A 26,731-nucleotide genomic window follows, 5' to 3' on the forward strand; every position below is an offset into this window, starting at 1 on the left:
GTCTTTTTCATTCAGTTCTACCTATTAACCTCTTCCCGCTTGGAAAGAAGGATATTTTGTCATACCGCCATCAGCAAATAGTGTAATACCTGTTACGTAGCTTGCTTGTGACGATGCTAAGAATGCTGCAACTGATGCAATTTCTTCCGGATTGCCGATGTAGCCCATTGGAATCATGCTTTCTACGTCTGCACGCTGTTCCGGATCTGCGAATTTTTCAGCGTTGATTGGCGTATCGATCGCGCCTGGTCCAATGTTATTTACGCGGATACCTTTTGGCGCATATTCAAGAGCCAATGTTTCCGTCATTAGCTTCATACCGCCTTTACTTGCTGCATAGTGAACAAATAGTGGCCAAGGAATCATTTCGTGAACGCTGGACATGTTAATAACGTTTCCTTTAATGTCATTTTCAACAAAATATTTAATCGCTTCGCGGCTTCCTAAAAACGCGCCTGTTAAGTTTGTATCGATTACTTGATTCCAGTTTTCTAATGATAATTCATGTGAAGGAACCGGGTTTTCAACACCAGCATTATTAACCATAACGTCTAATGTGCCAAACTCTTTAACAGCTGTCTCTACAAGGTTCACAACGTCTTCTTCTTTTGTTACGTCGCCTCGAACAATAATTGCTTGACCGCCAGCTTGTTCAATTTCTTTTTTTACTTCTAGCGCTTCATCTTCATTGCTGCGGTAGTTTACAACCACTTTTGACTGCTCTTGACCAAAACGAACGGCCATTGCGCGCCCCAATCCTTTTGATCCGCCTGTTACAACTACTACTTTATCTTTTAAATCTGTATACATCTTGAAGTCCTCCTACTTTTCCTGCGTGATATGTCTTGTTATACTGTACTAATTACAAATACAGTTTAGGTTTTAAAAAGAGAATAAACATTTCTCTATCTCTTCTTTCTCAAACTGTCATTCATTTAAAAAGTAACAAATTCACTTTTGTCTCTTTTCGTTACTTATCGTAACTAAGAGAAATAAAGTAGTCAAACTTTTTGTTTGATCACTTTTATAATTTATTTTTATCTCTCACTTTCTTCATATTTGTTCCCAGTAGAATATAACTTCACACTTCCAACTAACCCCACTTCAAAAGTTTAAACTTTTTCCCTTGCAATTCTTAAATCAATGTATTATATTGTTGATGTATCAATTATTGATATGTCAAACAATTGTCCACAATCAAAAATATGGGAATGACAATAAATAAGTTTAACGCCTAGAAAGAAAGGAATAATGACTATGACTATAAAAGATTTTAACGAAATTGCTTTAAAACGCCGTTCAATTAAAAAATATGATCCTTCAGTAAAAATCAGCCGTGAGGAAATGGAAGAAATTCTTACAGAAGCTATGCGTGCTCCTTCTTCTGTTAATATGCAGCCGTGGCGCTTTGTTGTAATTGAAACGCCGGAAGGCAAAGAAAAATTAGCTAAACTTGCGAAATTTAACAGTGAACAAGTTCATACATCTTCAGCTGTTATTGCCGTGTTTGGTGACATGAACAACGTCGAATATGCAGACGAAATTTTCGGAAAAGCAGTAGAGCTTGGCTATATGCCTCAGGACATTAAAGAACAGCAGCTAAATTTCTTTAAGCCGATTTACGAAAACATGCCAAAAGCAGATATGAAAGACATCGTGCTAATTGATTCAGGTCTTGTATCTATGCAGCTTATGCTTGTTGCTCGCGCTCACGGATATGATACAAATCCAATCGGCGGATACGAAAAACACTTAATCGCAGAAGAATTCGGTTTAGATAAAGAACGTTATCTTCCAATTATGCTTATCTCAATCGGTAAAGCAGCGAGCGAAGGCCATGCTTCTTACCGTTTACCGGTCAATACGGTTACAACTTGGAAATAAGCAGCAGCTATTTCTGTTCATTGAATAAAGAGTTAAAAATGTGAAGTAAAAGGAGATTTTCTGATGAATAACTATCAAGAACTTACAGAAAAACAGCTTTCATTCTTTAATAGCGGTAAAACAAAAGACGTTGCGTTCCGTATCGAAACGCTAAAGAAATTAAGAGAACTTGTTGTACGTCATGAAGACGACATTTTAAAAGCAGTAAAAGCTGACCTTAACAAACCAGAATTTGAAGCAAAACGTGCAGAAGTTGGTCTTGTGCTAAGCGAAATCGACTTTGCAGTTGAAAATCTTGCAGAATGGGCAGCGCCAAAAGAAGTAGAAACACCATCTACTCATGCTGGAGCAAAAAGCTACATTTATCAAGATCCATACGGTTTAGCTCTAGTGATTGCACCTTGGAACTATCCGTTCCAACTTGCTGTATCACCAGTAGTAGGCGCGATTGCTGCAGGTAACTGCGTGGTGTTAAAGCCTTCTGAATTAACACCTCATACGTCAAGCCTTCTTGCTAAGATGTTTAATGAAAACTTCCCTGAAGAATACTTGACGGTAGTCGAAGGTGAAGTGGAAACAAGCACAGCTTTACTAAAAGAAAACTTTGATTACATCTTCTTTACAGGAAGTACAATGGTCGGAAAAATTGTGGCAGAAGCTGCTGCTAAACATTTAACACCTGTTACGCTAGAGCTAGGCGGAAAAAGTCCTACAATTGTACACGAAGATGCAAATATTGAAGAAGCAGCAAAACGCATTGCGCGCGGTAAATTTGCAAATGCTGGCCAAACTTGCGTAGCGCCAGACTACATTCTTGTTCAGCGAAATGTAAAAGACGAGCTGCTAGCTAACCTAAAACAAGTCGTAACAAACACGTACGGCGAAGATGTTTCACAAAACCTAGACTTCCCTCACGTAGTGAGCGAAAAGCATTTTGATCGCCTTAGCAGCTTCTTAACAAACGGAGATATTGTTTTTGGAGGCAAAACGGATCGTTCTCGTCTGTTTATTGAGCCAACTGTTCTTGACAACATCTCATGGGAAGACAATGTGATGCAAGATGAAATCTTTGGGCCAATTCTTCCAGTCATCGTATACGATGAAATCTCAGAAGTAATTGAAGCAATCGTAAAACGTCCAAAACCATTAGCACTTTATCTTTTCTCTGAAGATGAAGCAGTCCAAGATCACATCTTAAACAGCGTGTCATTCGGCGGCGGTTCTATCAATGATACGATTAATCATATGACGTCTCACTACCTTCCATTTGGCGGCGTTGGTGACAGCGGAATGGGTGCATATCATGGAAAAGCAAGCTTTGATACATTTTCACACGCTAAAAGCATCTTAAAACGTTCAAATAAATAATTAAAAAGAAAAGCCGAAGTCACGCGTTGACTTCGGCTTTTTTACTTCTTCATTTGTTTAGTTATCTGTTCATATTGCTCTTCCTTTTCTGTAGAAATAGCTAAATCATAAAGAATATGCAAAAAATATTTTTTATCTTGAACAAATAAATATTCTTCTTCAAAGCCTTGAGACGTGTAGACGGCAAACTCCCAAATGTCGTCGTAATAAGCTGGCCCAATGGCCTCGGCGAGATTTCCAAGCGTTTTAAGCAGCTCCATTGTAATGATAATATTACGTCTAGCATAGTGCCGGATATTAGCAAATCCATCATACAAAAAGTCTTCAAATTTTTTATCAGGAATGACCATTCGTACAACGCCGCTGTCATCAACTAAATACGAAGAAAACTGACTAACATCACAAATTTTCCGAAGAATATCGCTAATTTGGTGAATGGAGTTAATGGCCGTTTTGAAGTCATCACTTCCTAATGATTTAATCGCCATCTCGACAAACTTGGTAATAATATGAGTTGTGTCTTGAATATCGGTTTGAGATTTTCCTATATGAACATATCGATGAAAAATAGTTTGATCAATTTCATCCTGCTCTGTAAAATCTCGGTTCCAATAATAAAACAATATCGTTCCGTCGAGGACGTAGTCCCCTACTTCCCTCTCCATTTTGATCACTAAGTTATGCTCTTTGGCATAGTGAATTAATCGGCTGTAATTAACGGTCTGAATATAGCCGGATGTTTGAATATATACTGGGTTTTTATCTCCTTCAGGAAAGGAAAATGGTTCGTTATGAGCAGATTGCGTTCGATGAACCTCTAGCTCTTCACGTATCGTCGTTTCAATAGCTTTTATAGATTCCGTTTTCATCGATTGAGTCATATGATTAACTTGCAGCCATTTAACGGAATGATTAATAAAGTAGACAAACGTGCCTGCACTAAAAACTGATAGCGCCGTGGTCGCAAATGGGATAGCAAAGTAGCCATCTACTTGTGAACTGTTTAAAAAGAGAAAGACAAAAAGTGTATATAAGAAACTCCCCATAAAAATCCCGAGAATTCGCTGAGTCGATTTCGAAGAAGCAAAGTTTTTTAACACGCGAGGAGAAAACTGAGCTGCAAATGATGTAAACACAACAAGCATTAAATTAAAGGTAAACGTCGTAATCGATAGAATTCCGGGCATAATCGTACTCACTAACGTATTGGTTAAATCCATGTTGATTGAAAAAAATGAAGGAACCTTCTCTCCTACTTTGCAATAATAGTCCAGAAACAGCGTCAATGCAGCTAAAAGGACAGAAAAAAGAGCATAAATTAAGGGACTAAACCATATTTGGCTATTTAGCTCATCTTTAAAAGCACGAGGAGAGAGCTGTTTCCTTGCCGCTATCCATCTAAATGTATTCATACAAAACTCTCCTTTTTATTTGTAAATCTCTAACTTTTTTCTTAGTTCCCTAATTTTTTTTGGTTATGCTTATACAATGGAAAAAAATCTATTTTTTAAAATATAGGTACACAAAGCAAAAATGAAATTGACACATACCTCATTAATTTAATCTAAAGATGCACAAATAGGATACATGAGTTGAATGAATATATAAAAGCTATGTTCACCATACAAATAAAAAATCCGAACGAGATGGATTCTCAACTAAGAATCCATCTCGTTCGGATCTTCCTTCAACTAACCTACTTTTATCCCAGCCTCTTTTTACTCTTATCGTTTTACCAGCCTCGGCTCGCTCCACCGCCTCCAGAGCTGCCGCCTCCCCCTCCGCGAGGACCGCTGCCGCCGTTGCCACCGCCACCGCCTCTTCCTCCAAACATCACAAGGAAGTTTAGCAGAAATTGTGTAATGGCTCCTTTAAAAAAGACGAAGTCGAGAATAAGAAAGCCCACAATAACAGCTGCAATCAGCAGCGTTTGAAGGGTTGAGAAATGAACACCGCTATCGGAAGGCGGAGATGCTTTTGGCACTTTTTGTTCAAAATCTGTTCCTAAATCATACTCTTTCACGACTTGGTTATAAACAGCTTTGTATGTGCTTTCTAGCGCCGTATCGTATTTGCCATTTTTTAAGTTAGGAATAGCATAAGAATCTAAAATTTCTCCCGATTTGATATCGGTGATAGCTCCTTCTAACCCGTATCCTACTTCGATTCGAATTTTTCGTTCTTTTTTAGCGAGTAAAATAAGAACGCCATTGTTCAGCTTTTTATCACCGAGTTTGTACTTTCGAAACGCTTCATTCGCGTACTCTTCTACATCCGCATCACCTAATGAATTCACGGTAAGAATCGCTACTTGAGCTTTCGTTTCATCATCCAATTTTCTGCCCATTTGATTTATTTCAGCTTTTTCCTGATCGTTTAATAGATGAGCAAAATCTTGAGCGTAAATATCGCCTACCGGATTTGGAATATCAGGTGCAGCAAAAGCAACGCTTACCGTATTACATAAAAGAGACAATAATAAAGCAAACGAAGCAAGAAATTTCATCACTTATCGCTCCCAAAATCAACTTTCGGCGCTTCTTTTTCTTCATTTGTTACTTCAAAATATGGCTTTTTTTCAAAGCCGAACGTACCCGCTAACATGCTTTTAGGAAATCTCTTAACTGATTTATTGTATTTTGCAACTTCATCGTTATAGTCTTTACGCGCTACAGCGAGTCGATTTTCCGTTCCTTCTAAACTGTCCATTAAGCTTCTGAAGTTTTCATTCGCTTTTAAATCCGGGTATTTTTCAACCACTACGAGCAGGCGGTTTAATGCGCCGCTTAACTGTTGATTAGCATCAGCTTTGTCTTCAGGAGTTTTAGCTCCCGCTAGCTGCGCTCTTGCCTGAGTGACCGAATCAATTGCTTCCTGCTCATGCTTAGCATAGCCTTTAACCGTTTCCACTAAGTTCGGAATTAAATCAGATCTTCTTTTTAGTTGATTATCTATTTGGGAAAATTTATTATCTACATCTTCCTGTGCGCTAACGAGACTATTGTAAGAGCTCACTCCGTAAATCACAACAATTCCTAACCCTAAAATCACAACAATCGCTATCCCAATGAGCGTAGCGATCAAGCCTTTGTTCTTCAATATACTACCTCTTTTCTTCATCAAAATTATGTATCTACTTACTAGTACGAATCACGCTCTAAAAAGATTCATTTTTTACCAATTTTATTTATAGAACGTATAAGTAAGACATCTCCTAACAATCAATCCCTCTATAAGGTGAGATGCTGTTCTCTACCTAGTCTTTCTATCAATTAGCACATGTAACCTTCTCGATTTTATCTTGTTTCATAATAGAAAAAAAGGAATACCTCTTGGCTATTCCTTTTTTGGCTTAAGACCATCCTTCAATTTTGTATGCGACTCGATGAAATTCAGGAACCGTTACAAATTGATAGTCGTTTTTTATTAAATACTTAATAAGTTTTGGCAATGAAGCAACAATTTGATCCCGCGCTCCGCTGCCGTATCGATCCCCATCGTGCATGACAATAAGATTCTTTTTTTGTAGATTTTTAATCGTATGTTTGCATATGGCCAATGGATCTTCTTCACGCCAATCCTGGCTATCTACATTCCATAGAACAGACGTCATTCCCAATTCTTTAATAGCAGCAAGAGCTGTATCATTTATCGAACTGTAAGGTGGACGAAACAGCTTGGGAGAATAACCGATGATTTTCTCTATTTGAGCATTTGTAGAAGTGATTTCTTTCCACAATTCATGCTTAGAAAGAGTTGTAATATCAGGATGACTCCACGTATGATTTCCAATTACGTGCTTTTCTCTATGAATACGTCGGATCAGCTTTGGAAATCTTTCTACTTCCGAACCAACGACAAAAAAGGTCGCACGTACATTATATCTCTTTAGAATTTTTAAAATAGAAGCCGTGTAAGCTGAGGGGCCATCATCAAACGTTAATGCAACGTACTTTGGTGAATTTTGATTCATGTTTTCTCCCCTTATATAAAATAGAAGAAATAAACCCCTCAATTTGTGGGTGTAAGCTGAGGGGCTTTTACGACGAGACAATTTTTAAGAGATGATGTTATATCTTTTTCTGCATGTAATAGCGCTATAGGTAATAGATTTGTTCAAAAGAACTCGCCAAGTAGTCAAATCCACGAGGGCGCAGTGTTTCGAACTGCTGAATAATTTTTATTCTTTCCTCTGATCCTCCTGGGAGATCGTAAAGTTTCGTCACGGGCTGTCCACTATTTAAATATTCAATGATTCTAAACAGCATGACGCGAAAAGCATGTTTAAATTCCTTATATTCATCAGGAAAACGCTTCTCCAGCGCTTTATATTCAACTAATGTTTTATGCATATGCATAAACGGAAGCTCTTTCCATTCAAGAGAGAGGATAAGAACGTCTATATTAGGATGTTTTTTAACGAAACGATAGTGATTTCCCCATTGTTCTTTTACTTTTCGCTTAGACATACCGTGTTCTTGGTGATAAGCAACCGTAGAGGAATCTAAAACAAATTGTGCACCATTCTTATATAAACGATATCCAAGCTCCCAGTCTTCTGCCCCGTAGCCGACAAAAGTCTCATCAAAATAGCCGGATTTCTTTAATTGCGCTTTTCTTACGGATACATTTCCACTTAAAAATGCGATATACGGTAGCGTAAATCCTTCAAGTCGCTCTCCGAAATGTTTTAGCCCGCTGTTAAGAAAATAACGATTGGGAAATGATAAACGTTGAAAACGGTTTGTATCAATATCTTCTTTTGTTACAAGAGGACAAGGAACATTTGAATGCTGCTTCGTCTGTTCATAGTTTTCATACAATCTTCTATACTCAGGATCCCTGCCGACCAGTTCTTTTAAGTGCGCCATTTGATCTTCATTATAGTCTGGCATAATAAACGTGTAGACTCCTTCATAATGCATAGCTCCGGTAACCACAAGATTGGATTCATGCACATGATGTTTATAGTGATTTTCAATAAAAGGAGGAGGAGCCAGCATTTCTCCGTCTAAAAAGATTAAAAGATCTCCTTCAGCATGATTAATTCCTATATTACGTACTGAGGAACGCCCTTTATTTTGTTTCATACGGATATACTTAAATTTGAACGGGAGATCCGCTTCTTTTAAAATGTCGGGCGTATTATCAGAAGAAGCGTCATCCACTAAAATGACTTCATACTCAGCTTGAGGAAACGTTTGTTTTGATAAACTATAAAGCGAAAGAGAGGTTTGATGATACTTATTATACGTAGGCATAATGATACTAACTTTAATAGGATGTTTGTGATTATTTTTTATGCTCATTTTATATAATGAATTGTCTATTTTACTCCTTTTGTTTTTAGGCTCTTTTAAGGGTTTAAGATTCTTTTCTTTCTTTTTAATATAGTATTTTCCATCGGAACGGTTGTAATAGGAATCATATAATTCTATTTTAATCATCCTTTCTTTGTTTTTCCTCTATATACTATTCAATAAATGATCGGGTGCTTGTACAATATATAATTTTTTTTAGAAAAGGCGTATATAATAGATTCGGGAACTTTGGTAGATCGTTCTATTGAAGTAGAAACACATTCTCTTATCATAAATAAGTGTTCTACTTCTCAGTATAAAAAAGCTGCTTACAACTTCATACGTCATAAGCAGCTCCCTTTTATAGCTGATTTCCATATACTCCATCAATATTCGCAACAGCCGTTTGATCAAATATATCTGCATCCATATTTGTATTTTTCATTCGCGCACAAGCAGCTGAAATGTCTCCATATGTTGAGTTGATTCCAACAGATTTAACATCCGCTGTGTGTCCGTTGTGAAGAACTTCTCCAAAATTCATCGATCCGTTTCTCGCCATACCATTAATTCTCGTGTTACAGATGTTAATAACTCCTGCCATGACCATACCACCTTTTCTTAAAATGAATTCGTACATCGTATGCTGTGACAAGCCTATGTGTGAAAAGTTTTCAAGAAGTGAAAAGCAAGGTACAAATACTAGTGAAATTGTTCATTTCACCCTGCTTCACCCAAAGTTTCCACATGTTTTTATGCTTTTTCTGTTACAATAAATGCATAAGTTATTTTTCATCCATATTGTTTGAAGGAGGATACGTAATATGGACGAACCAAAAGATATTCAACCTAAAGTAGAAAAAAGTTTCGAACTGATTGGCAAGAAGTGGACAGGATTAATCATTTATGTACTTATGAGCGGTCCTAAACGCTTTAGTGAATTAAATGAAAGTATACCAGCCTTAAGCAGAAGGCTTTTGACAGAACGAATTAAAGAGCTTGAAGACCACGGAATTGTTGTCCGAAATGTCATTCCAGACCGCCCTATTCGTTCTGAATATTCGCTGACTCAAAAAGGAACGGAGTTAGGTAAAATATTAGGGCCGATTAGCCAGTGGGCAGAAAGCTGGGTCCAAGATTAATAAAACTACTCCATAGAAAGGATGAGCATCATGGCAAATGTTCTCTATATTACTGCACACCCTTTAGCTGAAGACGAATCACTTAGCATGGCTGTGGGGAAAGAATTTATCGACGTATATAAGCAAACACATCCAGAAGATGATGTGGTTCATTTAGATTTATATCAAGCAGATATTCCATACTTAGATGCAGACGTATTTAACGGCTGGAAAAAGCTTCGTTCTCACTCTTCCATCCAGGATTTATCAACGGATGAACGATTAAAAGTGGGACGATTAGCCGAACTAGGAGGACAGTTCGTACTCGCTGACAAATATATTTTTGTCACGCCAATGTGGAATTTCTCTGTTCCTGCGATTATGAAAACGTACATTGATGCGATTACCGTGTCAGGTAAAACCTTTACATATACAAAAGAAGGCGCTCAGGGATTGCTTAAAGGAAAAAAAGCGCTTCACATTCAATCCCGCGGAGACGTGTATTCAGAAGGCCCTGAAATGGCGAGAGAAATGGGCCACCGCTATTTAGAAATCATGATGGACTTCTTTGGAATCGAAGCGTTTGAAAGCATTATTATCGAAGGGCAAGTAAAATTCCCGGATCAAATTCCGCAAATTAAAGAAAACGCACTCCAAAAAGCCCATTCAATGGCCAAAACGTTTTAAATTCAATAGAAAAGAAAAAGACCTCGAAGCAGATCGAGGTCTTTTTCTTTTCTCTTCCCTCCCTTATATTTCCCTTGAAATAATGATCACCTTTCTGCTCACTTCACGCTGAAAATAGATTTAAAGGAAAGATGAAACGCTGTTATTTTTTGTTACTATTAATAACGCACGAAACAAAAATACACGATTTTTCTTTTTTATTTTTTAATTATCTACCTTCAAAAAAGATAGTTCTTCTAAATGAATAACGTTTAAAATCATGTTTTAAAACAGAAATAAACCTTTATTTTTAAAGGGTTTAGCCACAAAATCCAAAAGCGTAATACTCTTAAAACCGTTTGTGAATATGATAAAATCCAATAAAAAACCTTTGACTAAATTTGTTACGTAAGTTACTATTAATAACGTAGTAGATGTTTTCGAACATATTATCTTTAATTCATGAAACAACATTTATATATTGAAGACAGAAAGGTGAACAGAATTATGGCAAAAGTATTATATATTACAGCAAACCCTAACGATGCTACGCAATCATTCAGTATGGCTGCGGGAGATGCATTTATTAATGAGTATAAAGAAGTAAACCCAACGGATGAGATTGTTCACGTTAATTTATACCAAGAACATATCCCTCACATCGACGGCGATGTATTCAGCGGATGGGGCAAACTTGGAAGCGGCGCAGAATTTGACGCGCTTACTCCTGAAGAACAGCGCAAAGTTGCTCGTTTAAACGAGTTAAGTGACCAATTTGCTCAAGCGGACAAATATGTATTTGTTACACCAATGTGGAACTTCTCATTCCCACCAGTGATGAAAGCATACTTAGATGCTGTAGCAGTAGCTGGAAAATCATTTAAATATACAGCAGAAGGTTCTGTAGGTCTATTAACAGATAAAAAAGCGTATCATATTCAAGCAAACGGCGGTATCTACTCTCGCGGCCCTGCTGGTGAATTAGAAATGGGTCACCGTTATATGCGCATTATGATGAATTTCTTCGGCGTTCCTTCTATCGGAAGCCTATTTGTAGAAGGACAGGCTGCAATGCCAGATAAAGCACAAGAAATTAAAGAAGACGGCATTGCTCGCGCTAAAGAAGCTGCACGTACGTTCTAATAACAAATATAAGCACAAAAAAAGGAACATCTCCCCGTGTTCCTTTTTTTATGCTTGCAATTATATCTTTGCTTCCTCGCGCAGCAGCGAATAAACATATGTATCAAACGGGATTCCGTTTTGGAACAGGTACTCTCTTAGCGTCCCTTCCTTTTTAAATCCTAATTTGCTCAACAAGGCGACAGATCCGCTATTTTGCGTAAATACAATTGCTCCTATACGATTGTATTGAAGTTCGTTGAAGCCATAAGAAATCGCTTCATGAACAGCTTCTGTTGCGTATCCTTTGTTCCAATACTCCGGAAAAAGAGCATAGCTTACGTTTGCTTTCTTATGCCCAGGAGACCACTCTTGAAACCCTATTGTTCCAATCAGCTTCTCTTTTCCTTTTAGCTGAATCCCCCATTTAATTAATTGTTTTTCTTCGTAGCCTTTGGAAAAATTCTTAATGATCTCCTTCACTTGGTTGATCGATTCTAAAGGTTTTTGCCCATAATAGCGCAGCACCTCTTCATCAGAAAAGCATTCTAAAATCTCACTGGCATCATCTTCTACAATTTTTCTTAATATCAGACGTTTTGTCTCTAATTCCGGAAACATTTTCTTCCCTCTTTTCTGCGCAGCTTATCTATCTACGGTAAACCATACTATTCTCCTCTCAACTAGCAATATCCTGCTAAAACCCTACCCGGGAGGACTCATTTCCTATCCAAATAGTCGATTTACAGCGGAGATAGTGGTATTTTATATAGTGGGCATAAGTTGCTTTTTATCAACACAGAGGCGGTGAACGCATAAATGAACCAAGATAAAGAATTGCTGTCCACGATACACGCTCTTCAAAAAGAACTGCAGCAAGAAAAAGAAAACCGTGCGTATATGCAAAAAGATATGGACGAACTAAGAAGCGCTTTATTACAATCAGAACAAGTAAAACAAAACTTAATTGATCAGCTAGAAAAGAAAGTCGATTTGATTTTAACGTTGATTCAAAAAGGAGACGCATAAAGGAATGGATTTTTTTAAAAACAGCAAAATACTATACACTATTGTGGCACTTGTTATTGCCCTCATCGCTGTATTTACCAACAATTCGCCCATTTCCCTCATTCAGCAGCATGAAAATTCAAGCAGTACATCGAGTAGCACATCGGACACTACATCAAGCAACCAATGCTCTGCAGAGACTCAAAGCGACAGATTATTTACCGGCAAAGAACTTGTCTTACAAGAAGGAAATGATAAATATGGATATTGCCATATTGTCGCGCATATGCAAAAACCAGGCGTTAACAATTATCAAGGTAAAAGCCAATTCAGCAAGTATTTAAATGAAAAACAAGCGATGTCTGTTGCTGAAGAAGTCATCAACGAAGGTGAAGACGGCACCAACAATAAATCTGGCAACTACGTTAAAGAAAAGTATATTAATTCTTTAAACCAAGAAGTTAGAGTTGTATATACTGACTACAGAGGCAAAGACTACGACTACAGCGTAACGACCATGTATCCAATTGGTCATTAATAATAATGCAGTGAAAAAAAGCAGGCGCATGCCTGCTTTTTTTATTTTACCTCTATTTATGATTTACACCTTTAAAAAAGTCTCTGTAAATTTACAGTAGCACTTTTACCTCTTGGACATATTCTGAATATAAAAAGAAACAATCGCTTGCTTCTTTTTTAAGAAAGAGGTTAAAAAATGAGTAACAAGTATAAAGTTAGAAAAAACGTATTGCATCTTACCGACACGGAAAAAAGAGATTTTGTTCGTACCGTGCTAATACTAAAGGAAAAAGGAATATACGACCGCTATATAGCCTGGCATGGCGCAGCAGGTAAATTTCATACGCCTCCGGGCAGCGATCGAAATGCAGCACATATGAGTTCTGCTTTTTTGCCATGGCATCGTGAATACCTTTTACGATTCGAACGTGACCTTCAGTCAATCAATCCAGAAGTAACCCTTCCTTATTGGGAATGGGAAACGGACGCACAGATGCAGGATCCCTCACAATCACAAATTTGGAGTGCAGATTTTATGGGAGGAAACGGAAATCCTAAAAAAGATTTTCTCGTCGACACCGGGCCATTTGCAGCTGGGCGCTGGACGACAATCGATGAACAAGGAAATCCTTCTGGAGGGCTAAAACGTAATTTTGGAGCAACGAAAGAGGCACCTACACTCCCTACTCGAGATGATGTTCTCAATGCTTTAAAAATAACTCAGTATGATACGCCGCCTTGGGATATGACCAGCCAAAACAGCTTTCGTAATCAGCTTGAAGGATTTATTAACGGGCCGCAGCTTCACAATCGCGTACACCGTTGGGTTGGCGGACAGATGGGCGTTGTGCCTACTGCTCCGAATGATCCTGTCTTCTTTTTACACCACGCAAATGTGGATCGTATTTGGGCTGTATGGCAAATTGTTCATCGTAATCAAAACTATCAGCCGATGAAAAACGGGCCATTTGGTCAAAACTTTAGAGATCCGATGTACCCTTGGAATACAACCCCTGAAGACGTTATGAACCATCGAAAGCTTGGGTACGTATACGATATAGAATTAAGAAAATCAAAACGTTCCTCATAACCCGTTCTAGAAACAGCAGTATACAATCAAAAACAGGTAAACCCCTTCCCTTCTGACATAACTTATAAGGCCACAAGCATCGTAAAACTCACTGTTTCATTTCCATTCACCATAAAATATAGTTAATCAACCATAATTGGGCTGTGAATAAGCTTCATATAAGGACCTTGGAACATATGAATAAGTTATCAAAGCTTTATAAAAGTTTTATAAATGAAGGGAAGATATCAAAATGCATAATAACGTAAACGCACCTTTTAGTTCTAATGAAAATATGCCATTCTCACCTGCTATGGCTCACCACGCCTATACAGCTCCTGCTTATGAGCACATGATTCCACACTGCGGGTATTCAATGCCGGACTATGGATATATGGTTCCTGAATGTGGATATGGCGTTCCTCACCACGGATGTAATGGTTTTGCCATTATCATCGTACTGTTTATTTTACTCATTATTATTGGTGCATGTGGTTGCGGTTTCTGGCACAATGAGTGTTAACCTAAAAAACTCCAGTATAAATACTGGAGTTTTTTCATGTCTTAATAGGCGGCAGGCACCTTCAGAATTCTATAGCGTTTCATCCAAATCCAGGGGTCTCAGCTTTTCTTCGATTTCTTTGCGCTTCGGCTCTAAAAATGGCGGCAGGGCTAATGTTTGGCCCATCGTTTCAAGCGGTTCATCGGTCGCAAATCCAGGTGTGTCCGTTGATAATTCAAATAAAATGCCGTTTGGTTCTCTGAAATAAAGTGCTTTGAAATAGTATCGTTCTACTTTACCGGAATTCGGCAGGCTGTTTTCATTTAATCGAGCTGCCCACTTATTGTATTCTTCTTCATTTGGAACACGGAATGCAACGTGATGAACGCCACCGCGCCCTAAGCGAACTTTCGGCAAATCGGGTCTCGTTTCAATATGAACTTCGGCTCCGCTTCCGCCTTCACCTGTTGCATAAACCAAAATATCTCTATGATCTCCTGCAAGAGATGGATAAGAACCCGCGTAGCAAAATCCCATAACATTTGTCAGTACGTCAACAGTTGGTTCTGACGTACCCACCGTTAGCGTGACCGGTCCTAAGCCGATAATCGCATGTTCTAATGGAATGTCTTCGCACTTCCAAGGCACACCTGCTCTTACCCCTTTTTCACCGTTGTCCGCAACAAGAAGCAAACGTGTACCTTCATAATCTTTAAATGCTAACGTATCACGATTAGCTCGTTTAGCTATTTCTTCATATTCCACTCCGTACTGCTCAAAGCGATTTTTCCAAAAGTGTAAAGAATCCGTACTTTTAACGCGAAGCGAAACAGTCGAAATGTCAGATGCACCTTGATGCGTTCTTGCAAGCCCCGGAATATCAAAAAACGTTACTTCCGTTCCTGGCGTCCCTTCCCCATCTGCATAAAACAAGTGGTAAGACTGAGTGTTATCTTGATTCACCGTTTTTTTTACTAATCGCATACCTAAAACTTTGGTGAAAAACTGATAGTTTTTCTCAGCTTTCCCCGTCAAAATAGATACATGATGCAACCCTAACAATTCCATCTGCTCCGCCTCTTTTCATAATATATAAATTTTTAACTTCTACTAAAATTATCTTTAATTTAATTATCTTTAATTAAAGATAATTTTAAAGGATATACAGCCTGTTTGTCAATAACAAGAAAATGTTGTGAACATAAAAAAGAAACTAAACACATAGTTAGTTTCTCTTTATCTTCCCTTTAACAAACTGCTGATCTTTTCCAACAGCGGTTACTTTTTAAGCATGCGCTGCACATTTTGCTTCATCAGCTCCGCAATTTTTGTTTCATTTTCACGAGACGTCTGCTCTAATTTTTCTATGACTAACTGCTGTCTTTCGACTGAATGATTTTGACTTAGCTTTTGTTTGCCTTCCATTTTGCTGATGTCGATTTTAAACCCAATGATTCCTTTGCTTAAACCATTCATATAAGCAGGATCAACGTCATTTAGTGTATATGTACTGCTCGGGCTTTCATATTTCTCCACCATCTTCCTCAGCAGTCCAAGCAGTTCTGTTGGTTCTTCAATCATTTTCATGGTGCCGTACACGTGAACAGCTTCATAATTCCATGTTGGTACAGCTTGATTCGTTTCATACCAAGACGGTGAAATATAACAGTGAGGCCCTTGAAACACAACTAAAATTTCTTGATTTTCAGTATCTTTCCACTGCAGATTCGGACGAGCAAAATGTCCGTATAAAGCTTTTTCTTTCCGGTTTAGCATCAGGGGCAAATGGGTAGCATAAGGCTTTTCATTATGATACGAAAACAAAGTGGCAAATCCATTGTCTTCAATAAATTCATACATTATTTGTTCCTCATTCACTTTAAAATACTTTGGAATATACATCGGCGCTTCTCCTTTATCTCTTATTTAGTAAAAGATATAATACTATACGTGTTTGCAACAGCGTCAGTTATGAACTTTTTATGGAGGTCAGCAAACATTTAACCATCTATGAATGGATTTTTTAAGAAGCTTATGCTACACTGCTGCGATGTAAACCGCTGCTTTTTTATATGTATTTATTTAGCACATAATGCAATTAGATACATGTTTGTTAAATAAAGCTTCAGAAACTCAAAAAAAGAAGAGCTTGTTTAAAACAGCTCCTTTCTCACGTTTATCTATACAATTGAGGATTTTTTTCTCGTTTGATAGGTCCGCCTTTGGCTATATGCCACTCAATGACGCAGTCCGTCAAACGATCGTATACGTCGTCTTCTAAATACGGATCTTCTGCCGAAGTGAGCAAGGTGTGAACATCGGCTTTTATTTCGGCTAACATAGCTGTGCTGAATACGTCCGGATCATTCAATACGTTTAGTATATATAGCACCAGCATCTCAAATCCGCCGTCCCAATTGGCATTCCCGTTGCCTTGAGCTTCACAGCGAAGCTTTTCAATAGCTCGAATGACTTCTCCTTCTACGATATCCGACTGCCCATTTCTCGGGACATAGTTTAACCATAGTTCTTTTGCTTCGTCAAAATACTTCATTCTGCACTTCTTCTTTCAGAATTTTATTCCTTTTTATGTTTTTGATTCATTGCCGTTCCAAAAGCAACACCTAAGGACGTTCCGATCGCAATACCGAAGCCAATGTTATCCATTAGCATCCCAAGAGAAGCCCCCATCGCAACGCCCAGACCTAGTCCCGGTCCTAGATAATCTGTCTTTTTCTTTTCTTCAGACAAAAAAACCTCTCCTTTTTTCTACTATTTTATTGATACCTTTTATACGTAAAAACTGCGCTAAAAGTTTCATAAAAATGGAAAAAAGCAGTCGCTGTAACTGCTTTTTATTTTTAGATGATGAGCTGATAAATGGCCTCTCCGAGCAGCAAGAACCACGTAAACATGCAGATCACTCCAAATACGTACGTCGTTTTACGTGCAGAAAAATACAAACAACTCAACAGGGAAAGGTATCCAAAACTTAAGAAAAGGGCATTTTAAAAGTAACGAAATTTTGCTTACTTAAAAAGGATGGATTACATTGACACCAAACCAACAGGAATACCTTAAAAAAATACATAGCATACAAGAAAATCTAGCCAAAACGTGGGCTGAATACTGGCAGCAATACTCCACTCCAGGCTCTTGGCAGTTTTGGGTTACCTTGGGGGCTTTCATTTTACCTTTAGTCATTCTCTATTTTTTAATTGATCGAAAAAAAGCCTTTCACTTAGGGTTTTATGGATTTAACGTGCACGTTTGGTTTCACTATAGTGACACCGCTGGAGTTTATAACGGGCTGTGGACGTATCCTTACCAAATCAACACAATCATACCCGTAAGCTTTAGCCTAGATGCTTCGCTTATTCCTGTCTCTTTTATGCTTCTTTATCAATGGACAATTAACCATCATAAAAATTACTATGTATATGCAACTGTTCTTTGTTTGTTTTTTGCTTTTATTTTCAAACCGCTATTAACAGGGATTGGCTTTTTTCAGCTGCATGAATGGGCTACTTACGGTTATTTATTTGTATTTTATCTGGGTGTGATACTGCTATCAAAATGGATTACCAATCTGTTTCTTTATTTTGAAAAACAGCATTAAATTTGATAAGTGTCATCAATAAAAAACGTAAGCATCTTCAAAAGACCTTACGTTTTTTTGATTGTTTTCTTACTAGTTGTCTGCCTTCTCAAAAAATAGAGGGCTTTTCTCATTGTTAATTTAGAACATGCTGCATCTAGCAATAATAAAACTTCTGTTAGCAGCAAAAATCTCACTTTTTCTAAGCCCTGCTTAAATTAGCATTGTATAAGTCCATTAAACTGCTTAAATCATCCAGCAACGGGCAGTGGCCTACGCCTTTCATAATTTTTAACGTCGCATTTTCCCCTATTCCTTTCGCGATGTCAGATGCATCTCTTGTGGAAACCATCTTATCTTCATCGCCTTGAATAACCATAGTAGGGATCGTAATTTTTTCCACCTCTCCTGTCCCTTCCACAACACCATTAAAATCGTTTGAAATATTAAATCTCATAAGTGCGTAATTGATATCAATTAAATTTCGCTGCTTGATCGTTCCTTCTAAATATGTTTCAAATTGATCAGCAGACGGCTTATTTTTTGTATATAAAAATTGACGCAGCATCATTTTTAAAAACCATGTGTTTTTTGTTTCNTTAATCTTACCAGTTTATCTCTTTCTTGTCAACAACTTTTTTAAGAAGTTTTTTCAAGTTTTTGATAAATTTAGTATCGCTCATTGGCGACGTATATAAATTTACCACGGATATTTTAAAGCGTCAATAGATTTTTTAAAATAAATCGTGTTTTTTTAGAAAAACCTTTTATCAAGGCTATAAAGTCATATGTCAGGGTATCTACACGTCATAACCGCACCGTATCAGATACCCTTTATCCTCTCTATCATTTCGCCACATAGTGTCTATGGTACAAACTCTTTCCTTTTGTTTCTACTTTTTTTACCATAATGATATCTTTTTCAATTAAAAACTCAAGAAGTATTCCTAAATCAATAGCATAAGGGCGTATTTCGGGATGATGAACCAGTTCATTAAACGTCCATTCCTGCTTTTCGCTTTTCATAATATGAACAAGATGCTTGGCACCTAATTCAGTTTTTTTATTTACTAGAAATTCACTCGCTAAGAAAAGCAGCTCTAAACGCTTGCTAACCTCTTCTTGGCTAATAATTAGCTCTTCGTAAAGACGATGAATTTCAGGTTCTATTTTTTTCACTTGGTTCCACACTGTCACTTCTGGATGAAATCCATTTTCCAACACAGACAGTCGTGCTAAATGATGAAGAGCATGAATGACATGATTGAATGCATCTAAATAATGATTAGACGCATAAAAGTCTTTTCCTTCTTTAAATCGGCGAATCAACTTAGCAAACTCGACACCTATTCTCTTTGTCCGATCTTCTCTAGGAAAATCAATTAAGCGTTTCTTTAAGTTTTCCATATATTCGTTTCGATCAAATAGCACTTTACCATTTAAGATCCAATCAATAATACGGCGGTTCGTCCCATTCATAATCCATTCACTCATTTGCTGTTCAGAAGCCATATAAAGTGCCGCACGCTCATTTTCATATTCGTATTGTTTAATAAAAAGAGAAGTTTCTGTAGTTTTGGTCACAATAAATAAGATAGCATCCAAATTATCCGTCACTGGAGATTCTGATTTCTTTTTTTCAATCAGTAAAATACCTAGTGTGTCTTTATTGCTAGCTCTTTCTTGATATATTGGCCGTAAAACATCTTCCATTTTGAGCTCTCCTAACTGTAATAAACAAATATTTTTCAAAATTTTAAAGGCTATGGACTAAGATTTCTTTTTTTATTATATACGATGTATAACGGATATCCCACTCAGAATTATGGAAATCATTCAGAAAGCTCAAAAACCAACGATAATTTTCCGAAGATTCAATTTTTATCATCATTCATTGTCTCACTCTATGATATATTGGTAACAGGGGGGATACTGATGGGGATAAAGTATTCAAATAAAATTAACAAGATTCGCACGTTTGCACTCAGTCTGATCTTTGTTGGTTTCATTGTTATGTATGGGGGAATTTTCTTTCGGTCTTCAGTCTGGCTAATGACTATTTTTATGCTTTTGGGTTTGCTGTGCATCGTAGCTAGTACCGGCGTTTATTTCTGGATTGGCATGCTTTCTACAAAAGCGGTTCAAGTAACCTGCCCTACATGTCAAAAGCAAACCAAAATGCTAGGGCGCGTAGATATGTGTATGTATTGCAACGAGCCGCTTACGCTTGACCAGTCTCTTGAAGGAAAACAATTCGACGAAAAGTATAATAGAAAAAAACAAAAAGAAAGCTGATAGTATCACTACTATCAGCTTATTAATGCGCTTTTTTAGCCGTACAATCAGGACACGTTCCGTAAATTTCCATTCGGTGGTGACTAATATCAAAGTCAGTAATATGAGCAGCCAGCTTTTCTACTTCGTCTAAACCAGGATAATGAAAATCCACAATTTTTCCGCAGCTTTCGCAAATCACATGGTAATGCTCTGTTGTAACATAATCAAACCGGCTTGATGCATCACCGTATGTTAGTTCCTTTACAATACCTACTTCGCGAAATACTCTTAAATTATTGTAAACGGTCGCTACACTCATATTTGGAAACTTACCTTCCAGCGCTTTATAAATATCATCTGCTGTTGGATGTGTCATTGAATTGATTAAATACTCTAAAATAGCATGACGTTGTGGTGTAATACGAACGCCAGTACCTTTTAACGTTTCAAGGGCTTCTTGTAAATGATTTGACACGTCATGCACCCCTCTTCTGTAAGTATTATTACTTTATAATTCTTATAATTAGTCTACATGTTTTACCCACGTTTTGTCAACTTGATGCCTATTCCTATTTTATGTAACAAGTAGAAATTTTTCATATATTTTATTCAAAAAAAGAAGTGTGGAATTCAATCCACACTTTTAAATATATTAACATCTGAGGAGGTATGCCCTACACTGATATTGTATGTTCAAAGACTAAAACTGCTCTAGTTATCTGCCTGTTTTTATGCCATTTTTTCTTTAATAAATGATAAAGCTTCTTCCACATGCCCTTTCACTCGAACCTTGCGATATTCTTTTACGAGCATTCCTTCTTTATCAATGATAAAAGTGGAGCGTTCAATGCCCATATATTCTTTTCCAAAGTTTTTTTTCAGTGTCCATACTCCATACTCTTCAGCTACGCTGTGATCTTCGTCAGCTAAAAGTAAGAATGGAAGGCCGTGCTTATCAATAAACTTATGGTGTTTGTCGATTGGATCCGGGCTCACTCCTAGAATCACCGCATCTAGCTCTTCAAAATTTTCATGCTGATCTCTGAAATCACAGGCTTCTGTTGTGCAGCCTGGCGTCATATCTTTCGGATAAAAATACAGCACAACGTTTTTGCCTTTCATCGACGCTAGTGATACTTGCTCTCCATTTGTAGACATCAATACAAAATCGGGTGCTTTTTCTCCAACTACAGCTGTCATATTTATCTTCTCCTTTACGCTTTTCATTTTCTTTGAATAGCGTACCCAATATTAGATAAGATGACAAGTTTAAGTACGGGTAACAGTCCGCATCACAAAGATTGCAGGCATAATATAGCCGATAAACGCTTCAAAAGTTGCAAATAATTTCCCAATTCCAACCGGATACATATCTCCGTAGCCTACTGAAAATAACGTCGCTGCGCTGAAATACATACTGTTAAACAGGGTATAGAAATAATGACCTTCATGTTCAAACCCTCCGCTTAATACTGGAATACTCCCCATCTCACATACTGTATAAATAAGGCTAAATCCCAATAAAACTGTAATATATGAATAAAACAAGACAAAGAAATGACCAATTGAGAAAAAATGAAATTCTCCAAGTTCTTTTTCAAAGAGAAACTTCATACTACCAATTACAAAAACAATGATAACGAGGATTAGAAAAATAACCATCATTCTACTCCTTTAATTTATACTCTTACTACCACTATACGCGCGTTCTTGTCCATTCATTACTACTCCGAAGCCACGAAAAAGAGCAGGCATTTAATTGCCTGCTCCTCTGTATTTTTTGACCCCTGTATTCCATAAGAAAATAGAGATTACAAAAAAGACGATTCCCATAACTGGGGTTAAAAATGCATATCCATACCATTCTGATCTTCCTAAGAAATAAGCAGCTGGATATACGCCTACAAATGCAAAAGGAAGAATCCACGTTAAAACATATCGGATGACATTATTATAAATATCTACAGGATACCTTCCGTAGTTTCCAATATTATAAATAGTAGGCATAATAGAGGTTCTGGCATCCGACCAGAAGCCTATGCTTGCTAAGGCGATGAAAATTCCTGCGTATACAAGCGCTCCTCCTAAAATAAATAATAGAAAAATAAAAACATCATACCACTGGAAATGAAGATGTAAAGAAGAAGCAGCGTAAGCCATTACTGCAATCCCTGTGATACCACCAAACAATGATTCTAGTTCCATTCGCTCTAAAATAACTTGAAACAAACTGTGAATCGGCCTTGTTAAAATTCGATCCATTTCTCCTTTAACAATGTACCGCTCGTTGAAATCCCAAATGTTAAAGAAAGACGAAAAAATAGCAAAAGGGACCAAAAAGAAACCATAAATAAAGATAATTTCCTCTCGTGACCATCCGTGCAGCGACTGAGTATGTCCAAATACGACTAAAATAAAAATCAAATTAACTGTTTGAAACAATAAGTCTGAAATGATTTCAACTACCATGTCGGTGCGGTACTGAAGCCTTGTTTTCATATATTGACTAATGTACTGAAAGAAAATCGAAAAATAAAACATTTTCATAGACTACCCTCCTTGAATAACCATTTTTTTCTTCGCTATGTTCCACAAACATGCAATAGGGATAAATAGAAGTCCTGACCAAACTGCTTGTGTAATAAGAGCATTTATTACTTCCTGCCCTTTAAATCCATTTGTGAAAATCATGCTCGGAATATAACTAATGGCTTGAAAAGGGAAATAGCTCATAATATGTTGCGCCCAGAAAGGATAGAAGCTGATGGGCAGAAGAAGTCCTGAAAACAAATCAATAACAACGCGCTTCGCTCGAATGAGTCCATCATTGTTAAAGAGAAAGAAAGTCGTAATACCCGTTAATAAATTAATTTGTGTATTAATAATGAAACTAAAAATTAAAGACAGTCCAAAATAAAGCCATGTTGCTGCATTTGCTGAGAACTGTACTGGAAATAAAAACGCGACAATAATCATGCCGGGCACTGAGAAAAACAGCAGCCGAAAAATCCCTTCTCCCAGTCCTTGCATTGTTTTCATACCAAGGTAGCTATAAGGCTTAATTAACTCTACTGCCACTTTGCCATCTTTAATTTCCATTGCCATTTCACGGTCAATGTTATTAAAATAAAAGGCTCTTGCCATCCATGAAACGGCTACATACGTTGTCATTTGGGTAATGGATAACCCTTGAATATTCTCTTTTCCTCCATAAATAGCGGACCATAAAAAGTAGTAAGCACCAATATTAATCGCATAAATCAATATTCCGCTGTAATAATTCGTCCGATACGCCAGCATCATTAAAAAGCGAATGCGTATCATCTCTATATATTTATCCATTCACAACACCTTCTTCATAAATGTTGCGGATAATTTCTTCCGTTGAAATTTCTTCAATGTTAATATCACTGATTTCATGCTTTGCCACCACTTTAGCAATCAGCTGTGACATCAAGTCCCCTTTATTTTGAAGCTGCGCTGTCCACAAATATTTTTGATCACCTTCAATCCAGTTAACAGGCATCCCTTGCGTCAATAGCTTCAACTGCTCGTTATTTGGCGCGGTTCCAAATTCAAACGTAACTTGTTTAAGGTCTCCCCAATTCGAACGCAGCTTTTGCAGCGATCCGTCATAAATAATACTGCCTTCATCCAGCATTACAACGCGTTCACATAAAGCTTCAATATCTGCTAAATCATGTGTCGTAAGCAAAATCGTCGTATTATATTTTTCATTAATTTCTTTTAAAAATTGGCGGATTTTTAATTTAACTAGTACATCTAAACCAATCGTCGGTTCATCTAAAAATAGAAGCGGCGGATTATGAATAAGAGCAGCAGCCAGCTCACAGCGCATTCTTTGACCTAGAGAAAGCTTTCGCACCGGCTTATCTAGCAGCGGTCCAATATCTAACGTTTGAATAACGTGCTCCATATGAGCGTTATAATCTTCATCTGACACTTTGTATACTTTTTTTAACAGGCGAAAAGATTCTTGTACGGCAATATCCCACCATAGCTGAGAGCGTTGACCAAAAACAACACCAATCGTTTGGGCAAACTTTTCTCTTTCCTTATGAGGATTCATTCCATTTACGGTAATGTCGCCTGAAGTAGGAGTTAAGATTCCTGTCAGCATTTTGATTGTGGTCGATTTCCCCGCTCCGTTTTCTCCTATATACCCTACCATTTCCCCTTGTTTTACGGTAAACGATATATCGTTCACAGCTTTCATGACTCTATAATTACGGGTAAATAGATCCCGGAATGCCCCTTTAAGGCCAGAGCGGCTAGAATAGGCTTTAAATTCTTTCCGAAGTTGATTCACCTCAATAGCATTTTTCATTGTATTCCCTCCGTTACGTCGACGTATTAGTGGTTTCTTTTATTGTTTCCGGCGCCCTTGCTAGCAACTCCTCCAAGAGACGAGGAACTATTTTCTAGCAGTTAGCTCACAAATTTCTATCATACACGTTCTCGAATGTTTTTCAAGAAACAAATAAGTTTGATAGAATAGAGAAGTTGAACTTTTCATTAGGAGGCATACTATGCAATTTACAAAATCAGAACAATTACACGCTGAAGCGCTCGAGCATATTGTAGGCGGCGTTAACAGCCCTTCACGTTCATATAAAGCCGTAGGAGGCGGAGCACCTATTGCAATGGAGAAGGCAAACGGAGCTTGTTTCTGGGACGTTGATGGAAATAAATATATTGACTATTTAGCAGCTTACGGTCCTATTATTACGGGACACGCTCATCCTCATATCACGAAAGCTATTACAAAAGCAGCTGAAACGGGTGTTCTTTACGGTACGCCAACTGCTCATGAAGTCACATTTGCTAAAATGCTCAAAGAAGCGATGCCCGCATTAGATAAAGTGCGCTTCGTCAACTCTGGGACAGAAGCCGTTATGACAACGATCCGTGTAGCACGCGCTTATACTGGACGCGATAAAATTATTAAATTTGCAGGTTGCTACCACGGCCATTCTGACCTTGTATTAGTAGCAGCTGGATCTGGTCCTTCTACACTCGGCACTCCTGACTCTGCTGGTGTACCAAAAAGTATCGCTAACGAAGTCATCACAGTTCCTTTTAACGACATTGAGCCTTACAAGGAAGCATTAGAAAAATGGGGCGATCAGATTGCAGCTGTTTTAGTAGAACCAATCGTTGGAAACTTCGGAATTGTTGAGCCGGAACCTGGCTTTTTAGAACAAGTTAATGAATTAACTCACGAAGCTGGAGCACTTGTTATTTACGATGAAGTTATTACAGCGTTTCGCTTTATGTACGGTGGAGCTCAAGATTTACTTGGTGTAAAACCTGATCTCACTGCATTTGGAAAAATCATCGGCGGTGGCCTTCCAATCGGAGCTTACGGCGGTAAAAAAGAAATCATGGAAAAAGTGGCGCCGCTTGGACCCGCTTATCAAGCAGGTACAATGGCAGGAAACCCAGCTTCTATTCTTTCTGGGATTGCTTGCCTAGAAGTACTAAAGCAAGAAGGTGTTTATGAACAGTTGGATAAGCTAGGGGCGATGCTCGAAGAAGGTATTTTAAAACATGCTCGTACATATAACATGCCGATCACTATCAATCGATTGAAAGGCGCTCTTACTCTCTACTTTACAACAGAAACGGTCAAAAACTATGAACAAGCAGAAAATACAGACGGCGAATTATTTGCACGCTTCTTTAAACTAATGCTCCACCAAGGTGTCAACTTAGCTCCTTCGAAATATGAAGCATGGTTCCTTACTACAGCTCATACAGAACAAGATATTACCGACACGTTAGAAGCAGTCGAAAAAGCATTTAAACAATTAAGTGAAGAACGCTAATTCTTATTCTAAAGAGGCTGAGATAAAAGGATTTTAGACGAAGTGAAAAACGAACCATTGATCAAGATGTTTGATTAGTGGTTCGTTTTTTTTGTTAGGGTAAACGCAGGTTTCGTGTGTATAGGTCTTTCTAGCAGTTGATTGAAGGGCAAGTCGAAGACTGCTGCGGAAATCAACTGCTGTGTCACAAGCGGTTCAGCTCATGTATCTCATTTGTTCGTCTTTAGATTGGATTTATTTCGTTATGTCTCGACCTCTTTTTCGTTTTACCTTCGGGTTTTCTTATAGAACATTCCCACCTTTCATAACCATTTCTTACGCGTCATCTCCTTTTTGTCAGCCTGTCGAAAAATCCCGAGAAATACCCTTATTTTTCTGCTTGTTTTCTCTTGATATCCATTCTTAAACCTTGTATAGTATGTTATTGTTTATATTATTTCCAACAGGT

At 37.7% G+C, this 26,731-nt stretch carries 32 protein-coding genes; 12 read left to right on the forward strand and 20 right to left on the reverse strand.

Annotated elements, in window-relative coordinates:
- Positions 1 to 24 precede the first annotated feature (24 nt).
- Entirely contained in the window at positions 25 to 810 is a 786-nt protein-coding gene (gene gdh, locus ACFX4W_RS06960; protein ID WP_025750943.1) for a glucose 1-dehydrogenase, read from the reverse strand.
- Between the two features lie 447 nt (positions 811 to 1,257).
- Between gdh and ACFX4W_RS06965 the strand changes: the two genes are divergently transcribed.
- Positions 1,258 to 1,884, forward strand: coding sequence for a nitroreductase family protein (locus ACFX4W_RS06965; protein WP_080781659.1), 627 nt, complete (start codon positions 1,258 to 1,260; stop codon positions 1,882 to 1,884).
- 63 nt (positions 1,885 to 1,947) lie between these two features.
- Positions 1,948 to 3,252: an aldehyde dehydrogenase gene (locus ACFX4W_RS06970; RefSeq protein ID WP_043981301.1), complete on the forward strand. Its 1,305-nt coding sequence runs from the start codon at positions 1,948 to 1,950 to the stop codon at positions 3,250 to 3,252.
- Between the two features lie 41 nt (positions 3,253 to 3,293).
- On the opposite strand, the gene ACFX4W_RS06975 is transcribed toward ACFX4W_RS06970, so the two are convergent.
- The 6 genes from ACFX4W_RS06975 to ACFX4W_RS07000 all read right to left on the reverse strand — a co-directional run bounded on the left by ACFX4W_RS06975 (position 3,294) and on the right by ACFX4W_RS07000 (position 9,156).
- Positions 3,294 to 4,664 carry a DUF2254 domain-containing protein gene (locus ACFX4W_RS06975; protein ID WP_043981300.1) on the reverse strand — a complete coding sequence of 457 codons (1,371 nt, stop codon included), beginning with the start codon at positions 4,662 to 4,664 and terminating at the stop codon, positions 3,294 to 3,296.
- 320 nt (positions 4,665 to 4,984) lie between these two features.
- Positions 4,985 to 5,758 (reverse strand): TPM domain-containing protein, encoded by a 774-nt coding sequence (locus ACFX4W_RS06980; protein WP_043981299.1) that lies wholly within the window; start codon positions 5,756 to 5,758, stop codon positions 4,985 to 4,987.
- The gene (locus ACFX4W_RS06985) at positions 5,758 to 6,351 is read right to left on the reverse strand and encodes a LemA family protein (RefSeq protein WP_025750938.1); all 594 of its coding nucleotides are present in this window, start codon (positions 6,349 to 6,351) and stop codon (positions 5,758 to 5,760) included. The genes ACFX4W_RS06980 and ACFX4W_RS06985 overlap by 1 nt, the downstream gene beginning before the upstream one ends.
- A gap of 253 nt (positions 6,352 to 6,604) precedes the next feature.
- Positions 6,605 to 7,225 carry a polysaccharide deacetylase family protein gene (locus ACFX4W_RS06990; protein WP_280560014.1) on the reverse strand — a complete coding sequence of 207 codons (621 nt, stop codon included), beginning with the start codon at positions 7,223 to 7,225 and terminating at the stop codon, positions 6,605 to 6,607.
- A gap of 124 nt (positions 7,226 to 7,349) precedes the next feature.
- The gene (locus tag ACFX4W_RS06995) at positions 7,350 to 8,699 is read right to left on the reverse strand and encodes a glycosyltransferase family 2 protein (RefSeq protein ID WP_043981297.1); all 1,350 of its coding nucleotides are present in this window, start codon (positions 8,697 to 8,699) and stop codon (positions 7,350 to 7,352) included.
- Between the two features lie 214 nt (positions 8,700 to 8,913).
- Complete coding sequence (locus ACFX4W_RS07000) at positions 8,914 to 9,156, reverse strand: spore germination protein (protein ID WP_013084095.1); 243 nt, start codon at positions 9,154 to 9,156, stop codon at positions 8,914 to 8,916.
- A 220-nt stretch (positions 9,157 to 9,376) separates the two neighbouring features.
- On the opposite strand from ACFX4W_RS07000, the gene ACFX4W_RS07005 reads away from it, so the two are divergent.
- From ACFX4W_RS07005 to ACFX4W_RS07015, 3 genes are all read left to right on the forward strand, one after another.
- Positions 9,377 to 9,694 carry a winged helix-turn-helix transcriptional regulator gene (locus ACFX4W_RS07005; protein WP_013058076.1) on the forward strand — a complete coding sequence of 106 codons (318 nt, stop codon included), beginning with the start codon at positions 9,377 to 9,379 and terminating at the stop codon, positions 9,692 to 9,694.
- Between the two features lie 30 nt (positions 9,695 to 9,724).
- A complete protein-coding gene (locus ACFX4W_RS07010; RefSeq protein ID WP_043981296.1) occupies positions 9,725 to 10,360 on the forward strand; it encodes an FMN-dependent NADH-azoreductase in 636 nt (211 codons plus the stop codon).
- A 486-nt stretch (positions 10,361 to 10,846) separates the two neighbouring features.
- Positions 10,847 to 11,482, forward strand: a complete 636-nt coding sequence (locus ACFX4W_RS07015; protein ID WP_013058078.1) for an FMN-dependent NADH-azoreductase — start codon at positions 10,847 to 10,849, stop codon at positions 11,480 to 11,482.
- A gap of 60 nt (positions 11,483 to 11,542) precedes the next feature.
- Here ACFX4W_RS07015 and ACFX4W_RS07020 read toward each other — a convergent pair whose 3' ends face one another.
- Positions 11,543 to 12,082: a GNAT family N-acetyltransferase gene (locus ACFX4W_RS07020; RefSeq protein WP_043981295.1), complete on the reverse strand. Its 540-nt coding sequence runs from the start codon at positions 12,080 to 12,082 to the stop codon at positions 11,543 to 11,545.
- 198 nt (positions 12,083 to 12,280) lie between these two features.
- Between ACFX4W_RS07020 and ACFX4W_RS07025 the strand changes: the two genes are divergently transcribed.
- The 4 genes from ACFX4W_RS07025 (at position 12,281) to ACFX4W_RS07040 (ending at position 14,580) form a co-directional block, all read left to right on the forward strand.
- Positions 12,281 to 12,490 (forward strand): hypothetical protein, encoded by a 210-nt coding sequence (locus tag ACFX4W_RS07025; protein ID WP_014459119.1) that lies wholly within the window; start codon positions 12,281 to 12,283, stop codon positions 12,488 to 12,490.
- Between the two features lie 4 nt (positions 12,491 to 12,494).
- Entirely contained in the window at positions 12,495 to 13,007 is a 513-nt protein-coding gene (locus tag ACFX4W_RS07030; RefSeq protein WP_162214639.1) for a hypothetical protein, read from the forward strand.
- Between the two features lie 177 nt (positions 13,008 to 13,184).
- Complete coding sequence (locus tag ACFX4W_RS07035; protein ID WP_043981293.1) at positions 13,185 to 14,078, forward strand: tyrosinase family protein; 894 nt, start codon at positions 13,185 to 13,187, stop codon at positions 14,076 to 14,078.
- Between the two features lie 232 nt (positions 14,079 to 14,310).
- Positions 14,311 to 14,580 (forward strand): YjcZ family sporulation protein, encoded by a 270-nt coding sequence (locus tag ACFX4W_RS07040; RefSeq protein WP_043981292.1) that lies wholly within the window; start codon positions 14,311 to 14,313, stop codon positions 14,578 to 14,580.
- A gap of 69 nt (positions 14,581 to 14,649) precedes the next feature.
- On the opposite strand, the gene ACFX4W_RS07045 is transcribed toward ACFX4W_RS07040, so the two are convergent.
- The 4 genes from ACFX4W_RS07045 to ACFX4W_RS07060 form a co-directional block, all read right to left on the reverse strand.
- Positions 14,650 to 15,627, reverse strand: a complete 978-nt coding sequence (locus tag ACFX4W_RS07045) for a ring-cleaving dioxygenase (protein ID WP_280560015.1) — start codon at positions 15,625 to 15,627, stop codon at positions 14,650 to 14,652.
- Between the two features lie 210 nt (positions 15,628 to 15,837).
- On the reverse strand, positions 15,838 to 16,461 hold the full coding sequence (locus tag ACFX4W_RS07050) for an FMN-binding negative transcriptional regulator (protein WP_043981290.1): 624 nt from the start codon (positions 16,459 to 16,461) through the stop codon (positions 15,838 to 15,840).
- A 274-nt stretch (positions 16,462 to 16,735) separates the two neighbouring features.
- Positions 16,736 to 17,113 (reverse strand): hypothetical protein, encoded by a 378-nt coding sequence (locus ACFX4W_RS07055; protein ID WP_043981289.1) that lies wholly within the window; start codon positions 17,111 to 17,113, stop codon positions 16,736 to 16,738.
- A gap of 23 nt (positions 17,114 to 17,136) precedes the next feature.
- Positions 17,137 to 17,310, reverse strand: a complete 174-nt coding sequence (locus tag ACFX4W_RS07060) for a glycine zipper domain-containing protein (RefSeq protein WP_198530646.1) — start codon at positions 17,308 to 17,310, stop codon at positions 17,137 to 17,139.
- Positions 17,311 to 17,611: 301 nt separating this feature from the next.
- Here ACFX4W_RS07060 and ACFX4W_RS07065 point away from each other — a divergent pair, with 301 nt between their 5' ends.
- Positions 17,612 to 18,178: a CBO0543 family protein gene (locus ACFX4W_RS07065; protein WP_013084105.1), complete on the forward strand. Its 567-nt coding sequence runs from the start codon at positions 17,612 to 17,614 to the stop codon at positions 18,176 to 18,178.
- Positions 18,179 to 18,359: 181 nt separating this feature from the next.
- Here ACFX4W_RS07065 and ACFX4W_RS07070 read toward each other — a convergent pair whose 3' ends face one another.
- Positions 18,360 to 18,728, reverse strand: a complete 369-nt coding sequence (locus tag ACFX4W_RS07070) for an alpha/beta fold hydrolase (RefSeq protein ID WP_377559331.1) — start codon at positions 18,726 to 18,728, stop codon at positions 18,360 to 18,362.
- Between the two features lie 275 nt (positions 18,729 to 19,003).
- Positions 19,004 to 19,870: a nucleotidyltransferase-like protein gene (locus tag ACFX4W_RS07075; protein ID WP_013055174.1), complete on the reverse strand. Its 867-nt coding sequence runs from the start codon at positions 19,868 to 19,870 to the stop codon at positions 19,004 to 19,006.
- 222 nt (positions 19,871 to 20,092) lie between these two features.
- Here ACFX4W_RS07075 and ACFX4W_RS07080 point away from each other — a divergent pair, with 222 nt between their 5' ends.
- Positions 20,093 to 20,452 carry a YgzB family protein gene (locus ACFX4W_RS07080; RefSeq protein WP_013055173.1) on the forward strand — a complete coding sequence of 120 codons (360 nt, stop codon included), beginning with the start codon at positions 20,093 to 20,095 and terminating at the stop codon, positions 20,450 to 20,452.
- 22 nt (positions 20,453 to 20,474) lie between these two features.
- On the opposite strand, the gene perR is transcribed toward ACFX4W_RS07080, so the two are convergent.
- From perR to ACFX4W_RS07110, 6 genes are all read right to left on the reverse strand, one after another.
- A complete protein-coding gene (perR, locus tag ACFX4W_RS07085; protein ID WP_013055172.1) occupies positions 20,475 to 20,909 on the reverse strand; it encodes a peroxide-responsive transcriptional repressor PerR in 435 nt (144 codons plus the stop codon).
- Between the two features lie 254 nt (positions 20,910 to 21,163).
- Positions 21,164 to 21,634: a thioredoxin-dependent thiol peroxidase gene (gene bcp, locus ACFX4W_RS07090; protein WP_043977888.1), complete on the reverse strand. Its 471-nt coding sequence runs from the start codon at positions 21,632 to 21,634 to the stop codon at positions 21,164 to 21,166.
- Between the two features lie 69 nt (positions 21,635 to 21,703).
- A complete protein-coding gene (locus tag ACFX4W_RS07095; RefSeq protein WP_013081554.1) occupies positions 21,704 to 22,096 on the reverse strand; it encodes an ion channel in 393 nt (130 codons plus the stop codon).
- 93 nt (positions 22,097 to 22,189) lie between these two features.
- Positions 22,190 to 22,975, reverse strand: a complete 786-nt coding sequence (locus tag ACFX4W_RS07100) for an ABC transporter permease (RefSeq protein WP_013055169.1) — start codon at positions 22,973 to 22,975, stop codon at positions 22,190 to 22,192.
- 9 nt (positions 22,976 to 22,984) lie between these two features.
- Complete coding sequence (locus ACFX4W_RS07105; protein ID WP_043977886.1) at positions 22,985 to 23,776, reverse strand: ABC transporter permease; 792 nt, start codon at positions 23,774 to 23,776, stop codon at positions 22,985 to 22,987.
- Positions 23,769 to 24,782 (reverse strand): ABC transporter ATP-binding protein, encoded by a 1,014-nt coding sequence (locus ACFX4W_RS07110; protein WP_043977883.1) that lies wholly within the window; start codon positions 24,780 to 24,782, stop codon positions 23,769 to 23,771. Before ACFX4W_RS07110 ends, ACFX4W_RS07105 begins: the two co-directional genes overlap by 8 nt.
- A 202-nt stretch (positions 24,783 to 24,984) precedes the next feature.
- Between ACFX4W_RS07110 and ACFX4W_RS07115 the strand changes: the two genes are divergently transcribed.
- The gene (locus tag ACFX4W_RS07115) at positions 24,985 to 26,283 is read left to right on the forward strand and encodes a glutamate-1-semialdehyde 2,1-aminomutase (protein ID WP_043977881.1); all 1,299 of its coding nucleotides are present in this window, start codon (positions 24,985 to 24,987) and stop codon (positions 26,281 to 26,283) included.
- The last annotated feature ends 448 nt before the right edge of the window (positions 26,284 to 26,731 follow it).

The organism is Priestia sp. YIM B13489, from assembly GCF_042787645.1.
Lineage (GTDB): Bacteria > Bacillota > Bacilli > Bacillales > Bacillaceae_H > Priestia > Priestia megaterium.

Coding starts and splice junctions, on each gene's coding strand:
- ACFX4W_RS07080 (WP_013055173.1), top strand. CDS start 20,093: ATGGGGATAAAGTATTCAAATAAAATTAACAAGATTCGCACGTTTGCA.
- ACFX4W_RS07035 (WP_043981293.1), top strand. CDS start 13,185: ATGAGTAACAAGTATAAAGTTAGAAAAAACGTATTGCATCTTACCGAC.
- gdh (WP_025750943.1), bottom strand. CDS start 810: ATGTATACAGATTTAAAAGATAAAGTAGTAGTTGTAACAGGCGGATCA.
- ACFX4W_RS07030 (WP_162214639.1), top strand. CDS start 12,495: ATGGATTTTTTTAAAAACAGCAAAATACTATACACTATTGTGGCACTT.
- ACFX4W_RS06990 (WP_280560014.1), bottom strand. CDS start 7,225: ATGAATCAAAATTCACCAAAGTACGTTGCATTAACGTTTGATGATGGC.
- ACFX4W_RS07070 (WP_377559331.1), bottom strand. CDS start 18,728: ATGATGCTGCGTCAATTTTTATATACAAAAAATAAGCCGTCTGCTGAT.
- ACFX4W_RS06965 (WP_080781659.1), top strand. CDS start 1,258: ATGACTATAAAAGATTTTAACGAAATTGCTTTAAAACGCCGTTCAATT.
- bcp (WP_043977888.1), bottom strand. CDS start 21,634: ATGACAGCTGTAGTTGGAGAAAAAGCACCCGATTTTGTATTGATGTCT.
- ACFX4W_RS07050 (WP_043981290.1), bottom strand. CDS start 16,461: ATGTATATTCCAAAGTATTTTAAAGTGAATGAGGAACAAATAATGTAT.
- ACFX4W_RS07115 (WP_043977881.1), top strand. CDS start 24,985: ATGCAATTTACAAAATCAGAACAATTACACGCTGAAGCGCTCGAGCAT.
- ACFX4W_RS07005 (WP_013058076.1), top strand. CDS start 9,377: ATGGACGAACCAAAAGATATTCAACCTAAAGTAGAAAAAAGTTTCGAA.
- ACFX4W_RS07040 (WP_043981292.1), top strand. CDS start 14,311: ATGCATAATAACGTAAACGCACCTTTTAGTTCTAATGAAAATATGCCA.
- ACFX4W_RS07015 (WP_013058078.1), top strand. CDS start 10,847: ATGGCAAAAGTATTATATATTACAGCAAACCCTAACGATGCTACGCAA.
- ACFX4W_RS07075 (WP_013055174.1), bottom strand. CDS start 19,870: ATGGAAGATGTTTTACGGCCAATATATCAAGAAAGAGCTAGCAATAAA.
- ACFX4W_RS06995 (WP_043981297.1), bottom strand. CDS start 8,699: ATGATTAAAATAGAATTATATGATTCCTATTACAACCGTTCCGATGGA.
- ACFX4W_RS07095 (WP_013081554.1), bottom strand. CDS start 22,096: ATGGTTATTTTTCTAATCCTCGTTATCATTGTTTTTGTAATTGGTAGT.
- ACFX4W_RS06970 (WP_043981301.1), top strand. CDS start 1,948: ATGAATAACTATCAAGAACTTACAGAAAAACAGCTTTCATTCTTTAAT.
- ACFX4W_RS07020 (WP_043981295.1), bottom strand. CDS start 12,082: ATGTTTCCGGAATTAGAGACAAAACGTCTGATATTAAGAAAAATTGTA.
- ACFX4W_RS07105 (WP_043977886.1), bottom strand. CDS start 23,776: ATGGATAAATATATAGAGATGATACGCATTCGCTTTTTAATGATGCTG.
- ACFX4W_RS07010 (WP_043981296.1), top strand. CDS start 9,725: ATGGCAAATGTTCTCTATATTACTGCACACCCTTTAGCTGAAGACGAA.
- ACFX4W_RS06975 (WP_043981300.1), bottom strand. CDS start 4,664: ATGAATACATTTAGATGGATAGCGGCAAGGAAACAGCTCTCTCCTCGT.
- ACFX4W_RS07025 (WP_014459119.1), top strand. CDS start 12,281: ATGAACCAAGATAAAGAATTGCTGTCCACGATACACGCTCTTCAAAAA.
- ACFX4W_RS07100 (WP_013055169.1), bottom strand. CDS start 22,975: ATGTTTTATTTTTCGATTTTCTTTCAGTACATTAGTCAATATATGAAA.
- ACFX4W_RS07110 (WP_043977883.1), bottom strand. CDS start 24,782: ATGAAAAATGCTATTGAGGTGAATCAACTTCGGAAAGAATTTAAAGCC.
- ACFX4W_RS07000 (WP_013084095.1), bottom strand. CDS start 9,156: ATGGCAGGAGTTATTAACATCTGTAACACGAGAATTAATGGTATGGCG.
- ACFX4W_RS07055 (WP_043981289.1), bottom strand. CDS start 17,113: ATGAAGTATTTTGACGAAGCAAAAGAACTATGGTTAAACTATGTCCCG.
- ACFX4W_RS07045 (WP_280560015.1), bottom strand. CDS start 15,627: ATGGAATTGTTAGGGTTGCATCATGTATCTATTTTGACGGGGAAAGCT.
- ACFX4W_RS06980 (WP_043981299.1), bottom strand. CDS start 5,758: ATGAAATTTCTTGCTTCGTTTGCTTTATTATTGTCTCTTTTATGTAAT.